9 protein-coding genes and 1 pseudogene are annotated in these 17,109 nt (G+C 67.8%); 5 read left to right on the plus strand and 5 right to left on the minus strand.

Going from position 1 to position 17,109, the window contains the following annotated elements; all coding sequences use genetic code 11:
* Nucleotides 1–58: 58 nt before the first annotated feature.
* The 3 genes from FQS62_RS02930 to FQS62_RS02940 all read right to left on the minus strand — a co-directional run bounded on the left by FQS62_RS02930 (nt 59) and on the right by FQS62_RS02940 (nt 4,959).
* A complete protein-coding gene (locus FQS62_RS02930) occupies nt 59–2,887 on the minus strand; it encodes a valine--tRNA ligase (RefSeq protein WP_208043734.1) in 2,829 nt (942 codons plus the stop codon).
* Between the two features lie 72 nt (nt 2,888–2,959).
* On the minus strand, nt 2,960–3,385 hold the full coding sequence (locus tag FQS62_RS02935) for a DNA polymerase III subunit chi (RefSeq protein ID WP_088479993.1): 426 nt from the start codon (nt 3,383–3,385) through the stop codon (nt 2,960–2,962).
* A 95-nt stretch (nt 3,386–3,480) separates the two neighbouring features.
* A complete protein-coding gene (locus FQS62_RS02940; RefSeq protein WP_049447580.1) occupies nt 3,481–4,959 on the minus strand; it encodes a leucyl aminopeptidase in 1,479 nt (492 codons plus the stop codon).
* A 104-nt stretch (nt 4,960–5,063) separates the two neighbouring features.
* Between FQS62_RS02940 and lptF the strand changes: the two genes are divergently transcribed.
* Together lptF and lptG are read left to right on the plus strand one after the other, a co-directional pair.
* Nucleotides 5,064–6,146, plus strand: a complete 1,083-nt coding sequence (gene lptF / locus FQS62_RS02945) for an LPS export ABC transporter permease LptF (RefSeq protein ID WP_088479992.1) — start codon at nt 5,064–5,066, stop codon at nt 6,144–6,146.
* Nucleotides 6,143–7,249, plus strand: a complete 1,107-nt coding sequence (gene lptG / locus FQS62_RS02950; RefSeq protein ID WP_049447583.1) for an LPS export ABC transporter permease LptG — start codon at nt 6,143–6,145, stop codon at nt 7,247–7,249. The genes lptF and lptG overlap by 4 nt, the downstream gene beginning before the upstream one ends.
* A gap of 179 nt (nt 7,250–7,428) precedes the next feature.
* On the opposite strand, the gene FQS62_RS02955 is transcribed toward lptG, so the two are convergent.
* Nucleotides 7,429–7,920: an RDD family protein gene (locus FQS62_RS02955; protein WP_088479991.1), complete on the minus strand. Its 492-nt coding sequence runs from the start codon at nt 7,918–7,920 to the stop codon at nt 7,429–7,431.
* Nucleotides 7,921–7,976: 56 nt separating this feature from the next.
* Between FQS62_RS02955 and xerD the strand changes: the two genes are divergently transcribed.
* Nucleotides 7,977–8,954 (plus strand): site-specific tyrosine recombinase XerD, encoded by a 978-nt coding sequence (gene xerD / locus FQS62_RS02960; RefSeq protein WP_049447585.1) that lies wholly within the window; start codon nt 7,977–7,979, stop codon nt 8,952–8,954.
* Nucleotides 8,955–9,053: 99 nt separating this feature from the next.
* Entirely contained in the window at nt 9,054–9,839 is a 786-nt protein-coding gene (locus FQS62_RS02965) for a DsbC family protein (RefSeq protein WP_049447586.1), read from the plus strand.
* A 120-nt stretch (nt 9,840–9,959) separates the two neighbouring features.
* Here the strand turns inward: FQS62_RS02965 and FQS62_RS02970 are convergent, their stop codons facing one another.
* Complete coding sequence (locus FQS62_RS02970; RefSeq protein WP_208042845.1) at nt 9,960–12,059, minus strand: glycosyl hydrolase family 18 protein; 2,100 nt, start codon at nt 12,057–12,059, stop codon at nt 9,960–9,962.
* A gap of 778 nt (nt 12,060–12,837) precedes the next feature.
* Between FQS62_RS02970 and purL the strand changes: the two are divergent.
* Nucleotides 12,838–16,757 (plus strand): annotated as a pseudogene (gene purL / locus FQS62_RS02975) (phosphoribosylformylglycinamidine synthase).
* The last annotated feature ends 352 nt before the right edge of the window (nt 16,758–17,109 follow it).

Below are 17,109 nucleotides of genomic sequence, written 5' to 3' on the forward strand. Positions count from 1 at the left end.
CAATCTCTCCCGCCGTGGTAGGTGCCAACCTTGGTTGGCACGCACCAGAGTGCGGCGCTTACAGCTTCGCGCGCTGCTCGCGCAGGCCGGCCAGCTGGGTGTTCCAATCGGCCAGTCGCACGCGTTCCTGCTCGACCACGGCTGGCGGCACCTTGTCGGTGAACTTGGCCAGCTTGGTCTCGCTCTTTTCCTTTTCGGCTTCGACGCGGGCGATTTCCTTGTCCAGGCGCACGCGCTCGGCATCGAGATCGACCAGGCCTTCCAGCGGCACCAGCAGCTTCAGCTCGCCCACGATCGCGGCGGCAGCCGGCGGTGCGCTTTCGCCTTCGGCCAGCCACTGGATGCTGTCCAGCTTCAGCAGGAACGACAGCGAGGCGCTGAAGCGTTCGATGCGCACGCGGTCCTGCTCCAGCCCGGCCTGCAGGCGCAGCGGCACCAGCTTGGACGGGGCGACGTTCAGCTCACTGCGCACGCGGCGCACGGCACTGATCACCGCCTTCAGCCATTCCACGTCGGCCTCGGCCTGGGCGAAATCGCCTTCGAACTCGGCGGCGGTCGGGTACGGGCGCAGCGACAGCGTGGTTTCGGCCAGGCCCAGGCGCGGGGCCAGCTGCTGCCACAGCTGTTCGGTGATGAACGGCGTGAGCGGGTGCAGCAGGCGCAGCAGCGCTTCCAGTACGTACAACAGCGTGTGACGGGTGCTCTCGGCATCCGCTGCGTCGGCACCATTCAGGGCCGGCTTGCTCAGTTCCAGGAACCAGTCGCAGAACGCGTTCCATGCGAACTCGTACAGGCACTGCGCCAGCAGGTCGAAGCGGTAGGCGGCGAAATGGCCCTGCGCTTCGGCGGTGGTGGCGGCCAGGCGCGAGAGAATCCAGCGCTCGGCATCCGTACGCGGCTTGGGAACGCCGGTGAACGCCGCGCCTTCAGTGTTCATCAGCGCGAAGCGGCTGGCGTTCCACAGCTTGTTGCAGAAGTTCTTGTAGCCCTCGGCGCGGTTCATGTCGAACTTGATGTCGCGGCCGTGGGTGGCCAGCGCGGCGATGGTGAAGCGCAGCGCATCGGCACCGTGGGCAGCAATGCCGTCCGGGAATTCCTTGCGGGTGGCCTTCTCGATCTTTTCGACCATCTTCGGCTGCATCAGGCCGCCGGTACGCTTGGCAACCAGGTCGTCGATGGTGATGCCATCGATGATGTCCAGCGGGTCGAGCACGTTGCCCTTGCTCTTGGACATCTTCTGGCCCTGGCCGTCGCGGATCAGGCCGGTGAAGTAGACGTCCTTGAACGGGATCTTCCCGACCAGGTTGTCGGTGGCCATGATCATGCGCGCCACCCAGAAGAAGATGATGTCGAAGCCGGTGATCAATACCGACGACGGCAGGTAGCGATCGAAGCCGCGCTCGGCCATGGCCTGCTCGTTGGGCCAGCCCAGGGTGGAGAACGGCCACAGCTGCGAGGAGAACCAGGTCTCCAGCACGTCGCTTTCCTGGTTCAGCACCACGTCGCTGCCCAGGTTGTGCTTTGCCCGCACTTCCTCTTCGCTGCGACCGACGTAGCAGCTGCCGGTGGCTTCGTCGAACCACGCCGGGATGCGGTGGCCCCACCACAGCTGCCGGCTGATGCACCAGTCCTGGATGTTGTTCATCCAGTGGCGGTAGGTGTTGATCCAGTTCGGCGGCACGAAGGAAATGCTTCCGTCCTCGACCAGTTCCAGGCCACGCTTGGCCAGGTCGTCCATCTTCACGAACCACTGGTCGGTCAGGTACGGCTCGATCACCTGGCCGGTGCGGTCACCGCGCGGCACCTGCAGCTTGTGCGCCTTGGTCTCGACCAGGATGCCCAGGTCTTCCAGCTCTGCCAGCACGGCCTTGCGTGCTTCGTAGCGGTCCAGACCCTGGAAACGCTCCGGTGCATTTTCATTCAGCGCTGCCACCGGGGTGAACAGGTTGATCATCGGCAGGCTGTGGCGCACGCCCACGTCGTAGTCGTTGAAATCGTGCGCCGGGGTGACCTTGACCACGCCGGTGCCGAACGCACGGTCCACGTAGTCGTCGGCGATCACCGGCACGCGGCGGCCGGTCAGCGGCAGCACCACGCTCTTGCCGATCAGGTGCGCGTAGCGCTCGTCTTCCGGGTGCACCATCACCGCGGTATCGCCCAGCAGGGTTTCCGGGCGGGTAGTGGCGACGACCAGATAGTCGCGGGTTTCGCGCAGGGTTTCCACGCCGTCGGCATCGCGCTCGACGTGCTCGTAGCTCAGGCCTTCATCCAGCGTGTAGGCGATCGACCACAGGAAACCGTCTTCCTCGGCGCTCTCCACTTCCAGGTCGGAAATGGCGGTCTTCAGCACCGGGTCCCAGTTGACCAGGCGCTGGCCGCGGTAGATCAGGCCCTGTTCGTACCAGCGCACGAAGGCTTCGTTGACCGCGGCCGACGGCTGCGGGTCCATGGTGAAGGTGCTGCGCGACCAGTCGGCCGACGTGCCAAGGCGACGCATCTGGCGCTCGATGGTGTCGCCGGACTGCTGCTTCCACTCCCAGACCTTGCCGATGAAGCCTTCGCGGCCCAGCGAATCGCGGGTCTCGCCCTTGCCTTCCAGCGCCAGGTTGCGGCTGACCACCATTTCAGTGGCGATGCCGGCGTGGTCGGTACCGACCTGCCACAGCGTGTCGTAGCCGCGCATGCGGTGGTAACGCACCAGCGCGTCCATCAGGGTCTGCTGGAAGGCATGGCCCATGTGCAGGGTGCCGGTCACGTTCGGCGGCGGCAGCAGGATGGTGTACGGCTCGCCCGTGCCGGACGGCTTGAAGTGGCCAGCCTTCTCCCAGGCCTCGTAGAGGTCGGTCTCGAAGGACTTCGGGTCGTAGCTGGAGGCGAGTTGGGTCATGCGGGGGAACCAAGAGGTAATCATTGAAGGATCAGGGCGCGGCAGCGGCCCATCAAGGGGGCCGGCGCGGCCTTACATGTCGTGCTTGTTCAGGTCGTAACCGGCGGTCTTGTACTGGCGCCAGCGTTCGCGCAGCGGTTCGCGCGCTTCCGGGTCGGCCGGCACCACTTCCAGCACGCGTTCGCACTGGCCGAGCCAGGGTTCGTCGCGCAGGTTGATCACCAGCGGCCGTATGGGCGCGTCACCGCCCGGCGGGGCGATCAGCACCAGCGCTTCTTCCTCGTCGACATCCTCACCCACGATCTGGTGCGGAATGTAGGCATCGTCGTCGAACGACCAGAGAAGTTCGTCCAGTTCCTCGGCCTGGGCCTGGTCGCGGGCCAGTACCAGGGTGAACAGCCCGGCGTCGTTGGCCTTGCGCGCCAGTTCGCAGACCAGGCGCAGAGGCTCGGTCAGGAAGCGGGGCTTGGCGATCAGGTAGAAATCAGCGCGGGGCATGGCAGGGTCCGGGTCGGGCAGGGGCCCGGCATGCCGGGCGGGGCAGGCCGGAGGATGCCCCGGCCGGCAGGCGCCGGCCAGGGGCAGGTACGGCATCAGGCGCGAGCGACCTGGTCCAGCAGCCACTGGCTCAGCAGGCCGACCGGGCGGCCAGTGGCCATGCCACGCTTGCCTTCATCGCTGGCCACGCCGGCGATGTCCAGGTGGGCCCAGCGCTGGCCTTCGGCGAAGCGCGACAGGAAGCAGCCCGCGGTGATCGCGCCGGCCCAGCGGCCGCCGATGTTGTAGACGTCGGCGAAGCTTGAATCCAGCATCGGCTGGTATTCGTCCCACAGCGGCAGGCGCCAGGCGCGGTCGAACACGTGTTCGCCGGCGGCCAGCAGCTCGGTGGCCAGGTCGTCGTGCTTGCTCATCAGGCCGGCGGTCTGGTGGCCGAGGGCGACCATGCAGGCACCGGTCAGGGTGGCAACGTCGACCAGCGCGGCCGGCTCGAAGCGCTGCGCGTAGGTCAGCGCGTCGCACAGGATCAGGCGGCCTTCGGCGTCGGTATTGCCCACTTCGATGGTCTTGCCCGACATCGAGGTGATCACGTCGGACGGGCGGTAGGCGTTGCCGTCGATGGCGTTTTCCACCGCCGGCACCACCACTACCAGGTTCAGCGGCAGCTTGGCCTTGACCGCAGCAACGAAGGTGCCGATGACGTTGGCGCCACCGCACATGTCGTACTTCATCTCCTCGATGCCGCCCTGGGTCTTCAGGTTGACGCCACCGGTATCGAAGGTGATGCCCTTGCCGACCAGCACGTACGGCTTGGCGTCGCCGCCATTGGTCCACTTCAGCACGACCAGGCGCGGGCGGTTGGCCGAGCCACGGGCGACGGCCAGCAGCGAGCCCATGCCCAGCGCTTCCATCTGATGCTCGTCGAGGATCTCGGCTTCGGCACCTTCATGCTCGCCGGCGAACTTCACACCCACCTCGGCCAGGTAGGCCGGGGTGCAGTAGTTCGGCGGCAGGTTGCCCAGTTCGCGGGCGAACTCGACACCGGCGGCGATGGCCTGGCCCTGGGCCAGAGCCTGCGCGTCGTCACCGGCGATGGCCAGCTGGGCCAGGCCGGCGTCGTCGGCCTTCTTCTTGCCCAGCGTGGCGGTGTAGCGGTAGGCGGCGTGATCGGCGGCGATTACCGCCTGGCGGATCGCCCAGGCCGCGTCGCGGTCCTTCACCGTCACTTCGGACAGGGTGAACAGTGCGCTGCGGGCAGCACCGGCCTTCAGCGCGCGCACGGCATCGCCGACGGCCTTCAGGTACTGCGGCACGCCGAAACGGGCGACTTCGCCGAGGCCGACCACCAGCACGCGCGGGGCGGTCACGCCCGGCAGGTCGTGCAGCAGGGTGGTCGCGCCGGTCTTGCCGGACAGGTCGCCGCGCTGGGCGAGGGCGGCCAGGCGGCCACCACTGGCGGTGTCCAGGGCCTGTGCGGCCGCGGTCAGGGTATGGTCGGCATACGCGCCGACCACCAGGCAATCAACGGCGGCGGCGGCCGGAGCAACGTGGTTCAGGGTGAATTCGAGGGCCATTGAGCAGATTCCATTGGCGAGTCCGTACAATCGCAGGCCGTTTACGCCCAGACAGTAGACTGGGCGGCACCGCGAACGAACCCCAGAGTTTAAACCACCGCCCCATGCTGAAGCTCGACCGATACCTGCTGGGCGATTTCGTCCAGAGTTTCCTGGCTACCCTGATCGTCCTGCTGGTGGTCAGCGTGGGCGGCGTGCTGGTGGACATCCTCGGCAACATTGCCGACGGGCGCCTGCCGGCCAAGCTGCTGTTCTCGCAGCTGGGCCTGCAGTTCATCGCCTACCTGCCGCTGATCCTGCCGCTGGCGCTGATGCTGGGCCTGCTGCTGGCCATCGCCCGCCTGTACCGCGACTCGGAGATGGCGGTGATCACCGCCATTGGCGTCGGGCCCAAACGCCTGCTGCGGCCACTGCTGATGCTGGTGGTGCCGGTGGTGGCCCTGGTGGGCGCCTGCTCGCTGTGGCTGGGCCCGTGGGCCGGCCGGATGGCCGAGCAGATGATCATCGAGGCCAACCGCAGCGTGCTGATGGCGGGCCTGGAGCCGGGCCGCTTCACCCCGCTGCCCAATGGCGGCGTGGTTTACCTGTCCTCGATCTCGCCCGATGGCACCCAGCTGGGCAAGGTATTCCTTCAGCGGCAGAAGGACGACCGCCTGGAAGTGGTGTCCGCCAATGGTGGCCGCATGTTCTTCGAGGGCACCCGCCAGCGCTTCCTGGAGCTGGATGATGGCCACCAGGTGGAGGGGCCGGTGGCTGGCGCGCTGGATTACCGGCTGGCGACCTTCGCCCGCAACGATGTGGCCCTGCCCGATGGCGCGCAGACCCGCACCGAAGATGACCCCGAACTGATGCCGACCCTGAAGTTGATCGGCGATGAGCGTCCGCAGGCGCAGGCGCAGCTGCACCGCCGCCTGGCGCCGCCGCTGATCGCCCTGGCATTCGCCCTGCTGACCGTGCCGCTGGGCCGCAGCTCGCCGCGCCAGCAGCGCTACGGCCGGATGATGCTGGCGCTGATGGCCTACATGGTCGGCACCAACCTGATGTTCATCGGCAGCGGCTGGATCGCCAACGGCAAGATTCCGCCTGCGCTCGGCCTATGGTGGCTGACCCTGCCGCTGCTGGCGCTGGCGATCTGGATGTATGCACGTGATGGCCGTCTGGGCCGCCCCAAGGGAGCCCGCGCATGAGGCTGCGCCCGATGCGTTTCGACCTGTACCTGGGCCAGTCGGTGTTCACCACGGTGCTGCTGACCTGGGCCGTGCTGGTCGGCCTGGACGTGGTAATGGCCTTCTCCGGCGAGTTCAAGGACATCGGCAAGAACGGCTATACCCTGGGCCATGCCGCCGCCTGGGTGCTGTACACGGTGCCGCGCCGCGCCTACACGATGTTCCCCACCGCTGCGGTGATCGGCGCGCTGATGGGCCTGGGCCAGCTGGCCGCGACTTCGGAACTGACGGCGCTGCGCGCGCTGGGCCTGTCGCGCAAGCGCCTGAGCGTATCGGTGGCGATCGCGCTGTCGCTGCTGACCGCGGTGATGGTGCTCAGCGCCGAGACCCTGGGCCCCTGGGGCCAGGACCGCGCCGATGCGCTGAAGGCCAGCGCCAAGTGGGGGCGGGACATTTCCACCACCCGCTACTCGGGCCTGTGGGCACGCGAGGGCGATACCTTCCTCAATGCGCAGAGCGGCGAGGAACAGCTGGTGGGTGACAAGGGCACGCGTCTGATCCTGCGTGATGTGCGCCTGTACCGTATCGCCGACGACGGCAAGATTGCCGCGTTGACCCATGCTGACACCGCCGAGCACGACAAGGACGGCTGGGTGCTGACCGGGGTCCGGCGCGACACCTTCGGCGAGCGCTCGGCGACCCGCCAGGAAATCGCGCGTGAACCGTGGAATTCGAAGCTGGATGCGGCCGCATTGGCCACCGGCATCGCCAAGCCGCGCAACCTCAGTGTGGCCGAGCTGAGCACCAGCATCGCCTACCGCCAGCGCAACGGGCTGGATGCGCGCGACTTCGAGGATGTGTACTGGAGCCGCTGGTTCTACCCGGTGAACGTGCTGGCGCTGTGCCTGGCCGCGGTGCCGTTCGCGTTCGGTTCGCTGCGCAGTGGCGGCATGGGCAAGCGCCTGTTCCTGGGCATCCTGTTTGCACTGGGCTTCTGGCTGCTGCAGCTGTTCTTCGGTCGCATGGCCGGCGCGCTGAAGTTCGATTACCGCATTGCCTATGCGCTGCCGCCGATCGTGATGCTGGCGGTGTCCGGATTGCTGTTCCGGCGCAAGTCGGGCTGATTCTGGTAGCGCGGGGCCATGCCCGGCGCTACCGGGGCAATGCACCGCTTCGGCATCCGTGCCAGGACCATCAGCATCCCGGCCCAGCGTGCTGGATTCTGTAGAGCCGAGCCCATGCTCGGCTGCTTTTTGCGCACCGCCTGCCAGCCGAGCATGGGCTCGGCTCTACAGGTCGTGCATCACCGTTTCGGCATGCGCACCAGACGGGTGCCGCTGGCGCGGTCGTGCCAGGTCAGGCGTTCGCGGTCGACCCACACCCACCAGAATCCCAGGCCGCCCAGCAGCAGGGACAGCGTGCCCACGGCGAAACGCAGCCATAGCTGGCCGCGCCGCAATGGGGTGCCGTCGCGCGATTGCAGTTTCAGCCGCCATGGCCGCATGCCCAGTGTCTGCCCGCCGCGGCGCCAGCTGGCCGTGGCGTACCACCCCGTGATCGCCCAGCACACCGCCCACAGCAGCCACTGCCAGGCACTGAACGGCGCGATGTTCTCGCGCTGCGCGTGGCCGCTGAAGGTGTAGGCAAGGGTGAACAGTGTGCCGGCCAGCATCCACAGCGCCAGCACCGGCAATGCGTCGTAGACCATTGCCAGCAGGCGCCACAACAGCAGTGCGCGCGGGCGAGGCAGTTCGCTGGCGGCCGCAGAGGCCGTGTCGGTGGCAGGGCGGGACATGCGCCGAGCATACGCAAAGCTGGCCGTGCCCGCAGTGGCCCTCGTATCCTGCACGCATGGCCCTTGTTTCCACCCCCGCCGAACGCCGCCAGCTGGTCCAGCAACTGCCCGAACTGCGCGCCGACGACAGCGTGCGCATCCAGCGCTTCCTCGATGCGATCTGGGCCGAGAACGGCCTGGCCCGCGCCACCCTCGACAGCTACCGGCGTGACCTGGAAGGGCTGGCGCGCTGGATGGATGGGCGCGACGGTGGCTTGGCCGGCATCGAGCGCCCGGGCTTGTTCGACTATCTGGCCTGGCGCACCCGGCATGGCTGGTCGCCGCGCAGCAATGCGCGGTTGCTGTCGGCGCTGCGGGCGTTCTTCGCCGATGGCGTGCGCCGCGGCGAACGCAGCGAGGACCCCAGCGCGCTGCTGGATCCGCCGAAGCTGCCACGGCTGCTGCCCAAGGCGCTGGCCGAAAGCCAGATCGATGCGCTGCTTGCGGCCCCGGACATCGACAGCCCGCTGGGCCTGCGCGATCGCGCCATGCTGGAACTGATGTATGCCGCCGGTCTACGCGTGAGCGAGCTGGTGCTGCTGCCGGCCACCGCGGTCAACCTGCGCCAGGGCGTGCTGCGGGTTACCGGCAAGGGCAGCAAGGAACGGCTGGTGCCGCTGGGTGAGGAATCGCAGCACTGGCTGGAGCGTTACCTGCAGCAGTCGCGCCCGCAGCTGGTCGGCAAGGGCAGAGTACAGGCCTTGGCCGATGGGCAGACCCCGTTGTTCATCGAGCCGACGCTGCATGCACTGACCCGGCAGGCGTTCTGGCACCTGGTCAAGCGCCACGCGCAGGTGGCCGGCATCGACCCGGTGCGGATCAGTCCGCATGGCCTGCGCCACAGCTTCGCCACCCACCTTCTCAACCGCGGTGCGGATCTGCGCGCGCTGCAGATGCTGCTCGGCCACAGTTCGCTGTCGACCACCCAGATCTACACCCTGGTTGCGCGCGAACACCTGCAGAAGCTGCACGCCCGGCATCATCCACGCGGCTGAGCGAGGGCCTGAACCCTGCCTTGCGCCGTGTGCGGCGTCGCGGCCCGGTCGCGGTGGCTGTGTCAGAATCCGGGGTCTTCTTCTGCCGCGGAACGCTCCATGCTCCGATTTGCCATCGCCGCCGTGTTCGGTGCGCTCAGCCTGACCGCCTGCGCCCAGCCGGCTCCGCCGGCCGCCAAGGCACCCGCCGCTGCTGCGGCCAAGGCCGGCCCGGCCGCCAACGCTTCGGCCGACCAGGCCGTGCGCGCCGCGCTGACCGCGCTGAATCCCGGCTTCCAGGTGGACTACATCGGTGCTGCACCGTTCCCCGGCTTCCGCGAGGTCGTCGTTTCCGGGCAGCTGCTGTATGTGTCCGATGACGGTCGCTACCTGTTCCAGTCGCAGCCCTACGACACCCGCGCCAAAGGCCCGGCCAACAGCGAAGGCCTGCTGGGCTACCGCCGTGACCTGCTGGCCAAGGCCAACCACGGCGACCGCATCGTGTTTGCCGCGCCGAACGCCAAGTACACCATCAGCGTGTTCACCGACATCGAGTGCGGTTACTGCCGCAAGCTGCACCAGGACATCGCCGAGCTCAACCGCAACGGCATCAGCGTCGAGTACCTGGCATTCCCGCGCATGGGCCTGGGCAGCAAGGATTACACCGACATGATCTCGGTCTGGTGTGCGGCGGATCGTCGCCAGGCGCTGACCAATGCCAAGCGCGGTGGCAGCGTGCCGGCCAAGAACTGCACCAACCCGGTGGCGATGCAGTACGCGCTGGGCCAGCAGCTGGGCGTGAATGGCACGCCGGCGATCTTCGCGCCGGATGGCACCCAGCTGGGCGGCTACCTGCCGCCGGCGCAGCTGCGCGCGGCGCTGGAAAAGCTGTCGGCCAAACGCTGACGCCGCCGATCTTTTCCTGTAGAGCCGAGCCCATGCTCGGCTGATGTTTCGGCAGCCGAGCATGGGCTCGGCTCTACAGGTCGGAAGCCGGGGATGCGTGTCGCATCCCCGGCTTTTTTCCTACTTCAGGCCATCACTGACCGCCTTGGTCAGCGTGCCCTGTGCATCGTCACCACTGAACTCCCAGACGAACGCGCCGCCCAGGCCCTGGGTCTTCACGTAACCCATCTTGCGGGTGATGTTGGCCGGGGTATCGAAGCTCCACAGCGTGCTGCCGTTGTAGATCCAGGTGGCACCTGCGGTGTTGTCGGTGTAGCCCGGCCACGCCAGGTTCTTCAGCACCTTCCAGTCTTCGATGCCGGCCTCGTAGGTACCCGGGGCGGCACCCGTCGCGGTCTGGTACAGGCCGTTGTTGGCATTGGCCACACCGGTCCAGCCACGCCCGTAGTAACCGATGCCCAGGTTGAGCTTGGCGGCGGGCACGCCACGGCTGATGAAGGCCTCGATGGCGTCGTTGCTGTTGTACAGCTTCTGGTCGCCGGTGGACGGGTCATTCGGCGAATCGAACAGCGCCGACTGGTGATTGGTCTTCGCATCCCACGCGCCGTGGAAGTCGTAGGTCATCACGTTGATGTAGTCCAGGTACGGGTGGTACGCGGCCGGATCGGTGACGCGGATCTTGTCGATGCCCGCACCCACTGCCACCGTCAGCAACAGGCCCGGACGCACCGCATCGAGCTGGCGGCGGAATTCGGCCATCAGCGCAGTGAAGTTGGCGTTGTCCTCCGGCTTGCCGCATTCGATGCCGCAGGCCACCGGGTATTCCCAGTCGATGTCGATGCCGTCGAACACGCCCAGTGCGGCACCGGCGCCACCGGCACCGTCGGTCACCGGCAGGTTGCCCTTGATGTAGGCGTCGATGCACGAGGCGACGAAGGCCTGGCGGTTCTCCGGGCGCGCCGCGCTGGAGAAGCCGCGCGACCAGGTCCAGCCGCCCAGCGAGATCAGCACCTTCATGCCCGGGTACTTGGCCTTGAGCTGCTTGAGCTGGTTCCAGTTGCCGCGCAGCGGCTGGTCCCAGGTATCGGCGCTGCCGCTGACACTCTCGGCGGCACTGAAGGCCTTGGTGTAATCGGCGAAGGCGTCGCCACCGGCACCGCTGTTCGGATCCGACGGCTGGGTGACGCCCACTTCGCAGCGATTGTTGCGCACGTTGCCGAAGGCGTAGTTGATGTGGGTCAGGCGCGCGGCCGAGCCGCTGCTGTCGATGTTCTTGACCCGGTAGTTGCGGCCGTAGATGCCCCACTGGGTGAAGTAGCCGATGACCCGCTTGCCGGTGGTGCCTCCGTCGCCGGCCAGCGTGGTGGCGCTGATCTCGGTGCCCTGTGCCGACGCATTGCCGGCGTTGTCGCGGGCACGTACGCGATAACGGTAGGTGGTCGACGCGGTCAGTCCACCATCCACATAGCTGGCACTGGACGGTGAACCGACCAGGCTGCCATTGCGATACACGTCGTAGCCGGCCAGGCCGCTGCCGCCGGTGTTGTCGGTGGAGGGGCTCCAGCTAAGCGCGATGCTGTTGGCGGTACGCGTGCCGACCGCCAGCCCGCCCGGCACGCTCGGTGCGGTGGTATCGCCACCGGCGGCGTTGACGGTGATGGTGATGGTCGTGGTGCTGCTGGTGGCGTTGTTGTTGTCGGTCGCTACCGCGCGCAGGGTGTGGCTGCCGGCGCTGGCATTGGCCCAGCTGGCCGCATACGGCGCACTGGTGGCCACGCCCAGCGTGCTGCCATCGCGGAAGAATTCGACCTTGGCGACGCTGCCGTCCGGATCGCTGGCGCTGGCGGTCACGTTGACCGTGCTGCCGGCACTGAAGGTGGCGCCATTGGCCGGCGAGGTCAGGCTGACCACCGGTGGCTGGTTGGCGCCGCTGCCATCACAGGCGCCGAGGTTGGTGTAGTAGGGCGCACCGGCCGGATGGTCCGGCGGCGCGTTCCAGATGTCCTGGTTCGCCCGATAGAGGACGCCTCCTTTCTGCAGGGTATCGCCGGCCCGGTAGATCTTGGCCTGGTCCCACTGGGCCACGCCGGCACAGCTGGCGGCCTGCGCCAGGCCGGGCAGGGCGGCGGTACCGGCGGCCAGGGCAAGCAGCCAAGCCAAGCGGCGGGGACGACAGCTTTGGGTGGAACGTTCGGCACTGCGCACAATCGGGTCGTACATGGGTAAGTCTCCGATCAAAGGGCGCGCGGGCCCCGATGGCGCCGCGCGTGACGCAGGTCCGGGCGTCGCCCGGGAAGGCGACGGGTGGGGCCGGACGGAGGCACCTGGGGGGCCGGGGAGAGAGTCCGGCGCCAGGTAGGGACAACGTTGTCATCAATCGCGTGGTCAATCCGTGAGCAAGCGCATGGTTCCGGGATTCGGATGGAGAGCGGCGCTGCGCGCGGTCGGCGGCCATCGGCGGAGCCCCCTCGTGGCTGGGGTGGGTCGCTGACAGCGGATTTCTGGGGGTTGGCCGGGCGGGTGGGCTGCGCAGGGGACGCCGTGAATACGTCCCTGTAGGCTCGGGCGCGCCATCCATGGCGCTTACGCCCCTGCGCAGCCCGCCCACCCGGCCACGGACAGGTTCCTGCGCGGCCAGCCACGGAAGACAGAACAAAAAATCAAAAGCAAAAGCCGGTCGCTTCGCTCTCCAATGCCTGACTTCTGAGATTTCCTTGGTTGCCGGCCAGCGGCCGGCACTACCGGGGAGCATCCACGCATGGCGGCAGATCGCGGAAATCTGTCGGGGGCGGGGTGGTGGGGGCCAGCAGGACCGTTGGCGCCATGGATGGCGCCATCGAGCCTCCATGGACGGATTCACGGCGTCCCCCGCAACCGGACCCACCCCGCCATCCCACGGGAACCCAGCTTTTGCTTTGGCCGTTGCTGTTGCCGTTGCCCTGGCCTCGGCGGGTGCCGGGCGCCGCCCGGCCAAAGCCCTTCCCCCGCTTCCGGTACAATGTCGGGCCCGTTTCCCAACTACGGTTCCCCGGACATGATGGTCCTCGAGGGCGCGCCCGCCCTGTCGCCGTTCCGCCGCGAACGTCTTGAATCCCGCCTGCAGTCCATCGCGCCCTCCCTGCGCATCAGCGGTGCCTGGCACGTCTACTTCGTGCAGCCCGAAGGCAGCGCCGCTCCCGACCTCGACACCCTGTGCCGCATCCTTGAAGCGCGCCGCAGGCCGAAGCCGTGGCCGAAGGCGCGGTCAGCCGCATCGTGGTGCCGCGCCTGGGCACGCTGTCGCCGTGGTCGAGCAAGGCCACCGAACTGGTCCGCGGTGCCGGGCAGCCGGTCAGCCGGGTGGAACGCGGCCTGCGCATCGACGTGCAGGGCTGGCCGGCCGATGCCGCCGCACAGCAGGCGCTGGTCAAGGCGCTGCACGACCCGATGACGCAGTCGGTGCTGGAAACCGTAGAACAGGGCCAGGCGCTGTTCTCGGCGCCGGCCCGGGGTGAACTGGAACGCGTGCCGGTGGACCAGCTGGAGGCCGCCAACCAGCGCCTCGGCCTGGCCATGGCGCAGGACGAGATCGACTACCTGCGCGAACGCTTCACCGCGCTGGGTCGCTCGCCGTCGGACGTCGAGCTGATGATGTTCGCGCAGGCCAATTCCGAGCACTGCCGCCACAAGATCTTCAACGCCAGCTGGACCATCGACGGCCAGGAACAGGACCGTTCGCTGTTCCGGATGATCAAGAACACCCACCAGCAGACCCCGCAGCACACGCTCAGCGCGTACAGCGACAATGCCGCGGTGATCGAAGGCCATCCGGCGTCCCGTTACCGCCCTGATCCGGCCAGTGGCGAGTACCGCCGGGAAGCACAGGTGCCCAGCGCGTTCCAGATCAAGGTGGAAACGCACAACCATCCGACCGCGATCGCGCCGTTCCCGGGCGCATCCACCGGCAATGGTGGTGAGATCCGCGACGAAGGCGCGACCGGTCGTGGCGGCAAGCCGAAGGCGGGCCTGTCCGGTTTCTCGGTCTCGCACCTGCGCATTCCGGAACTGCCGCAGCCGTGGGAAGCGCCGCGCGCGCTGAACCCGCGCATGGCCCCGGCGCTGGAAATCATGACTGACGGCCCGCTGGGCGGTGCTGCGTTCAACAACGAATTCGGTCGCCCGAACCTGCTCGGCTACTTCCGCAGCTTCGAGTTGCCGGAAGGCGCCGATCTGGTGCGCGCGTACGACAAGCCGATCATGCTGGCCGGTGGCCTTGGCGCGATCGATCGCGTGCAGGTCGACAAGATCCAGCTGCAGGCCGGTGATGCGGTCATCGTGCTGGGTGGCCCGGCGATGCTGATCGGCTTGGGCGGCGGTGCCGCCAGTTCGGTGGCCTCTGGTGAAAGCGCCGAGGACCTGGACTTCGCCAGCGTGCAGCGCGACAACCCGGAAATGGAGCGTCGCTGCCAGGAGGTCATCGACCGCTGCGTGGCGATGGGTGCCAACAACCCGATCAAGTTCTTCCATGACGTCGGCGCCGGTGGCCTGTCCAATGCCATCCCCGAGCTGCTGCACGACTCCAAGGTCGGCGGCGTCATCGACCTGGGCAAGGTGCCCACCGATGACCCGTCGCTGTCGCCGATGCAGCTGTGGTGCAACGAGTCGCAGGAACGCTACGTGCTGGGCGTGGCCCAGGAGCGCCTGGCCGAGTTCGCCGCCCTGTGCGCCCGTGAGCGCTGCCCGTTCGCCGCCGTTGGCGTGGCAACCGCCGAGGAACACCTGGTGGTGGCTTACGGCGCCGTGCCGGGCCACACCCCGGCCGATGCCCCGATCGACCTGCCGATGGACGTGCTGTTCGGCAAGCCGCCGAAGATGCACCGCGACACCGCGCACCCGCCGGCCCCGCGCTGGCCGGCGCTGAAGACCGGCGGCCTGGACCTGCAGGAAGCCGGCCTGCGCGTGCTCGCGCACCCGACGGTGGCTTCGAAGAACTTCCTGGTCACCATCGGTGACCGCAGCGTCGGTGGCCTGACCGCACGCGAACAGATGGTCGGCCCGTGGCAGCTGCCGGTGGCCGACGTGGCGATCACCCTGGCCGACTTCGACGGCGTGGCCGGCGAAGCGATGTCAATCGGCGAGCGCACCCCGCTGGCCCTGCTCGATGCCGCTGCTTCGGCGCGCATGGCCGTCGGCGAAGCGCTGACCAACCTGTGCGCGGCCCCGGTCGATGCGCTGGATGAGATCAAGCTGTCGGCGAACTGGATGGCCGCGGCCGGCCACCCGGGCGAAGACGCGCTGCTGTACGACGCGGTGAAGGCGGTGGGCATGGAGCTGTGCCCGCAGCTGGACATCAGCATCCCGGTCGGCAAGGACTCGCTGTCGATGCAGGCGCAGTGGCACGACCAGGGCGAAGCGCACAAGAGCGTGTCGCCGGTGTCGCTGGTGATCTCGGCGTTCGCGCCGGTGGCCGACGTGCGCCAGCAGCTGACCCCGCTGCTCGACCGCGAGGTGGACAGCGAGCTGTGGCTGATCGGCCTGGGCGCCGGCAAGCAGCGCCTGGGCGGTTCGATCCTGGCCCAGGTGCATGCCGACCACGGCGATCTGCCGGCCTTCGCCGGTGCCGCGCCGGACCTGGACGACCCGCAGCGCCTGCGTGGCTTCTTCGAGCTGATCCGCGATGCGCGCCAGGCCGGCCTGCTGCTGGCCTACCACGACCGCAGCGACGGCGGCGCCTTCGCCGCGCTGTGCGAAATGGCGTTCACTTCGCGGCTGGGCCTGGACATCACCCTTGATGCCTGGGGCGATGATCCGTTCCGCAGCCTGTTCAATGAAGAGCTGGGCGCGGTGGTGCAGATCGCACGCGAAGACCGCGCCGCCTTTGCGGACCTGGTCGAGCGCCATGCACTGATCGAATGCGCGCAGCGCATCGCCAAGCCGACCACCGCACCGGTGGTGCGCGTGTCGCTGGGCGGCGAGAACCTGGCCGAGTGGCGCTGGGACGCGCTGTTCGACGCCTGGTGGTCGGTCACCCACGCGATGCAGAAGCGCCGTGACAACCCGGCCAATGCCGACGCCGAGCGCGAGATCGCCCGTGCCTTCACCGCTCCGGGCCTGAAGCCCAAGCTCAGCTTTGACCTCAATGAAGATGTGGCCGCCCCGTTCATCAGCACCGGCGCGCGTCCGCGCGTGGCGGTACTGCGCGAGCAGGGCGTCAACGGCCAGATCGAAATGGCCAACGCCTTCGAACGTGCCGGCTTCCGCGCGTTCGACGTGCATATGAGCGACCTGATCGAAGGCCGCGTGGCATTGCAGGACTTTACCGGCCTGGTCGCCTGCGGCGGCTTCAGCTATGGCGACGTGCTGGGTGCCGGCCGTGGCTGGGCCACCTCGATCCTGGAGCGCAGTGCGCTGCGTGATGCCTTCGCCGCGTTCTTCGCGCGCGAAGACAGCTTCGCGCTGGGCGTGTGCAACGGTTGCCAGATGATGAGCCAGCTCAAGGGCATCATTCCAGGTGCCGAGCACTGGCCGCAGTTCCGCCGCAACGCAAGCGAGCAGTTCGAGGCCCGTACCGCGCTGCTGGAGGTGGTGGAATCGCCGTCGATCCTGCTGCGCGGCATGGCCGGTTCGCGCCTGCAGGTGGCGGTGGCGCATGGTGAAGGCCAGGCCGTGTTCGACAATGCCGTCGACCAGGCGGCCGCTCGCGTCTCGCTGCGCTACATCGACGGCAACGGCAACGTGGCCAGCCAGTACCCGCTGAATCCGAACGGTTCGCCGGACGGTATCACCGGCCTGACCAGCAACGACGGCCGCGTCACCATCATGATGCCGCACCCGGAACGCACGCCGCGCGCGCTCAACCTGAGCTGGGCCCCGGCCGAATGGCAGGGTGACTCGCCCTGGATGCGCATGTTCCGCAACGCGCGGGTGTGGTGCGGTTGATCGCATCACATCGCGCAGGCATCAATGCCGCCGCGTATGGAAAAACCCGCCGTTGATCGGCGGGTTTTTCTTTGCGCGCGTGAAACTCCTGTCGCGACCGCTAGTTACATCGATTTTCATGCGGCGGAACTTCGTCACGCATGCCTAACAAAAAGCTCTCATAAATGCGTGAAATGGTGAACTGCTTCACGGCAATAGGATTTGCCGTGTCAAAGTCTTGACGATTTGGAAAGTTGCCGTTAACACTTGAACCCCGTTTCAGAATCATTCATTTCGCAGTAACCGGTTGGCGCACGCGCTCGGTTTTCTGTCGCTGCGCGCCGTTCGGCAATACCCCGCAGTAAATCACGCG

Origin of the sequence: Stenotrophomonas sp. SBJS02 (assembly GCF_020428325.2) — a bacterium.
GTDB lineage: Bacteria > Pseudomonadota > Gammaproteobacteria > Xanthomonadales > Xanthomonadaceae > Stenotrophomonas > Stenotrophomonas africana.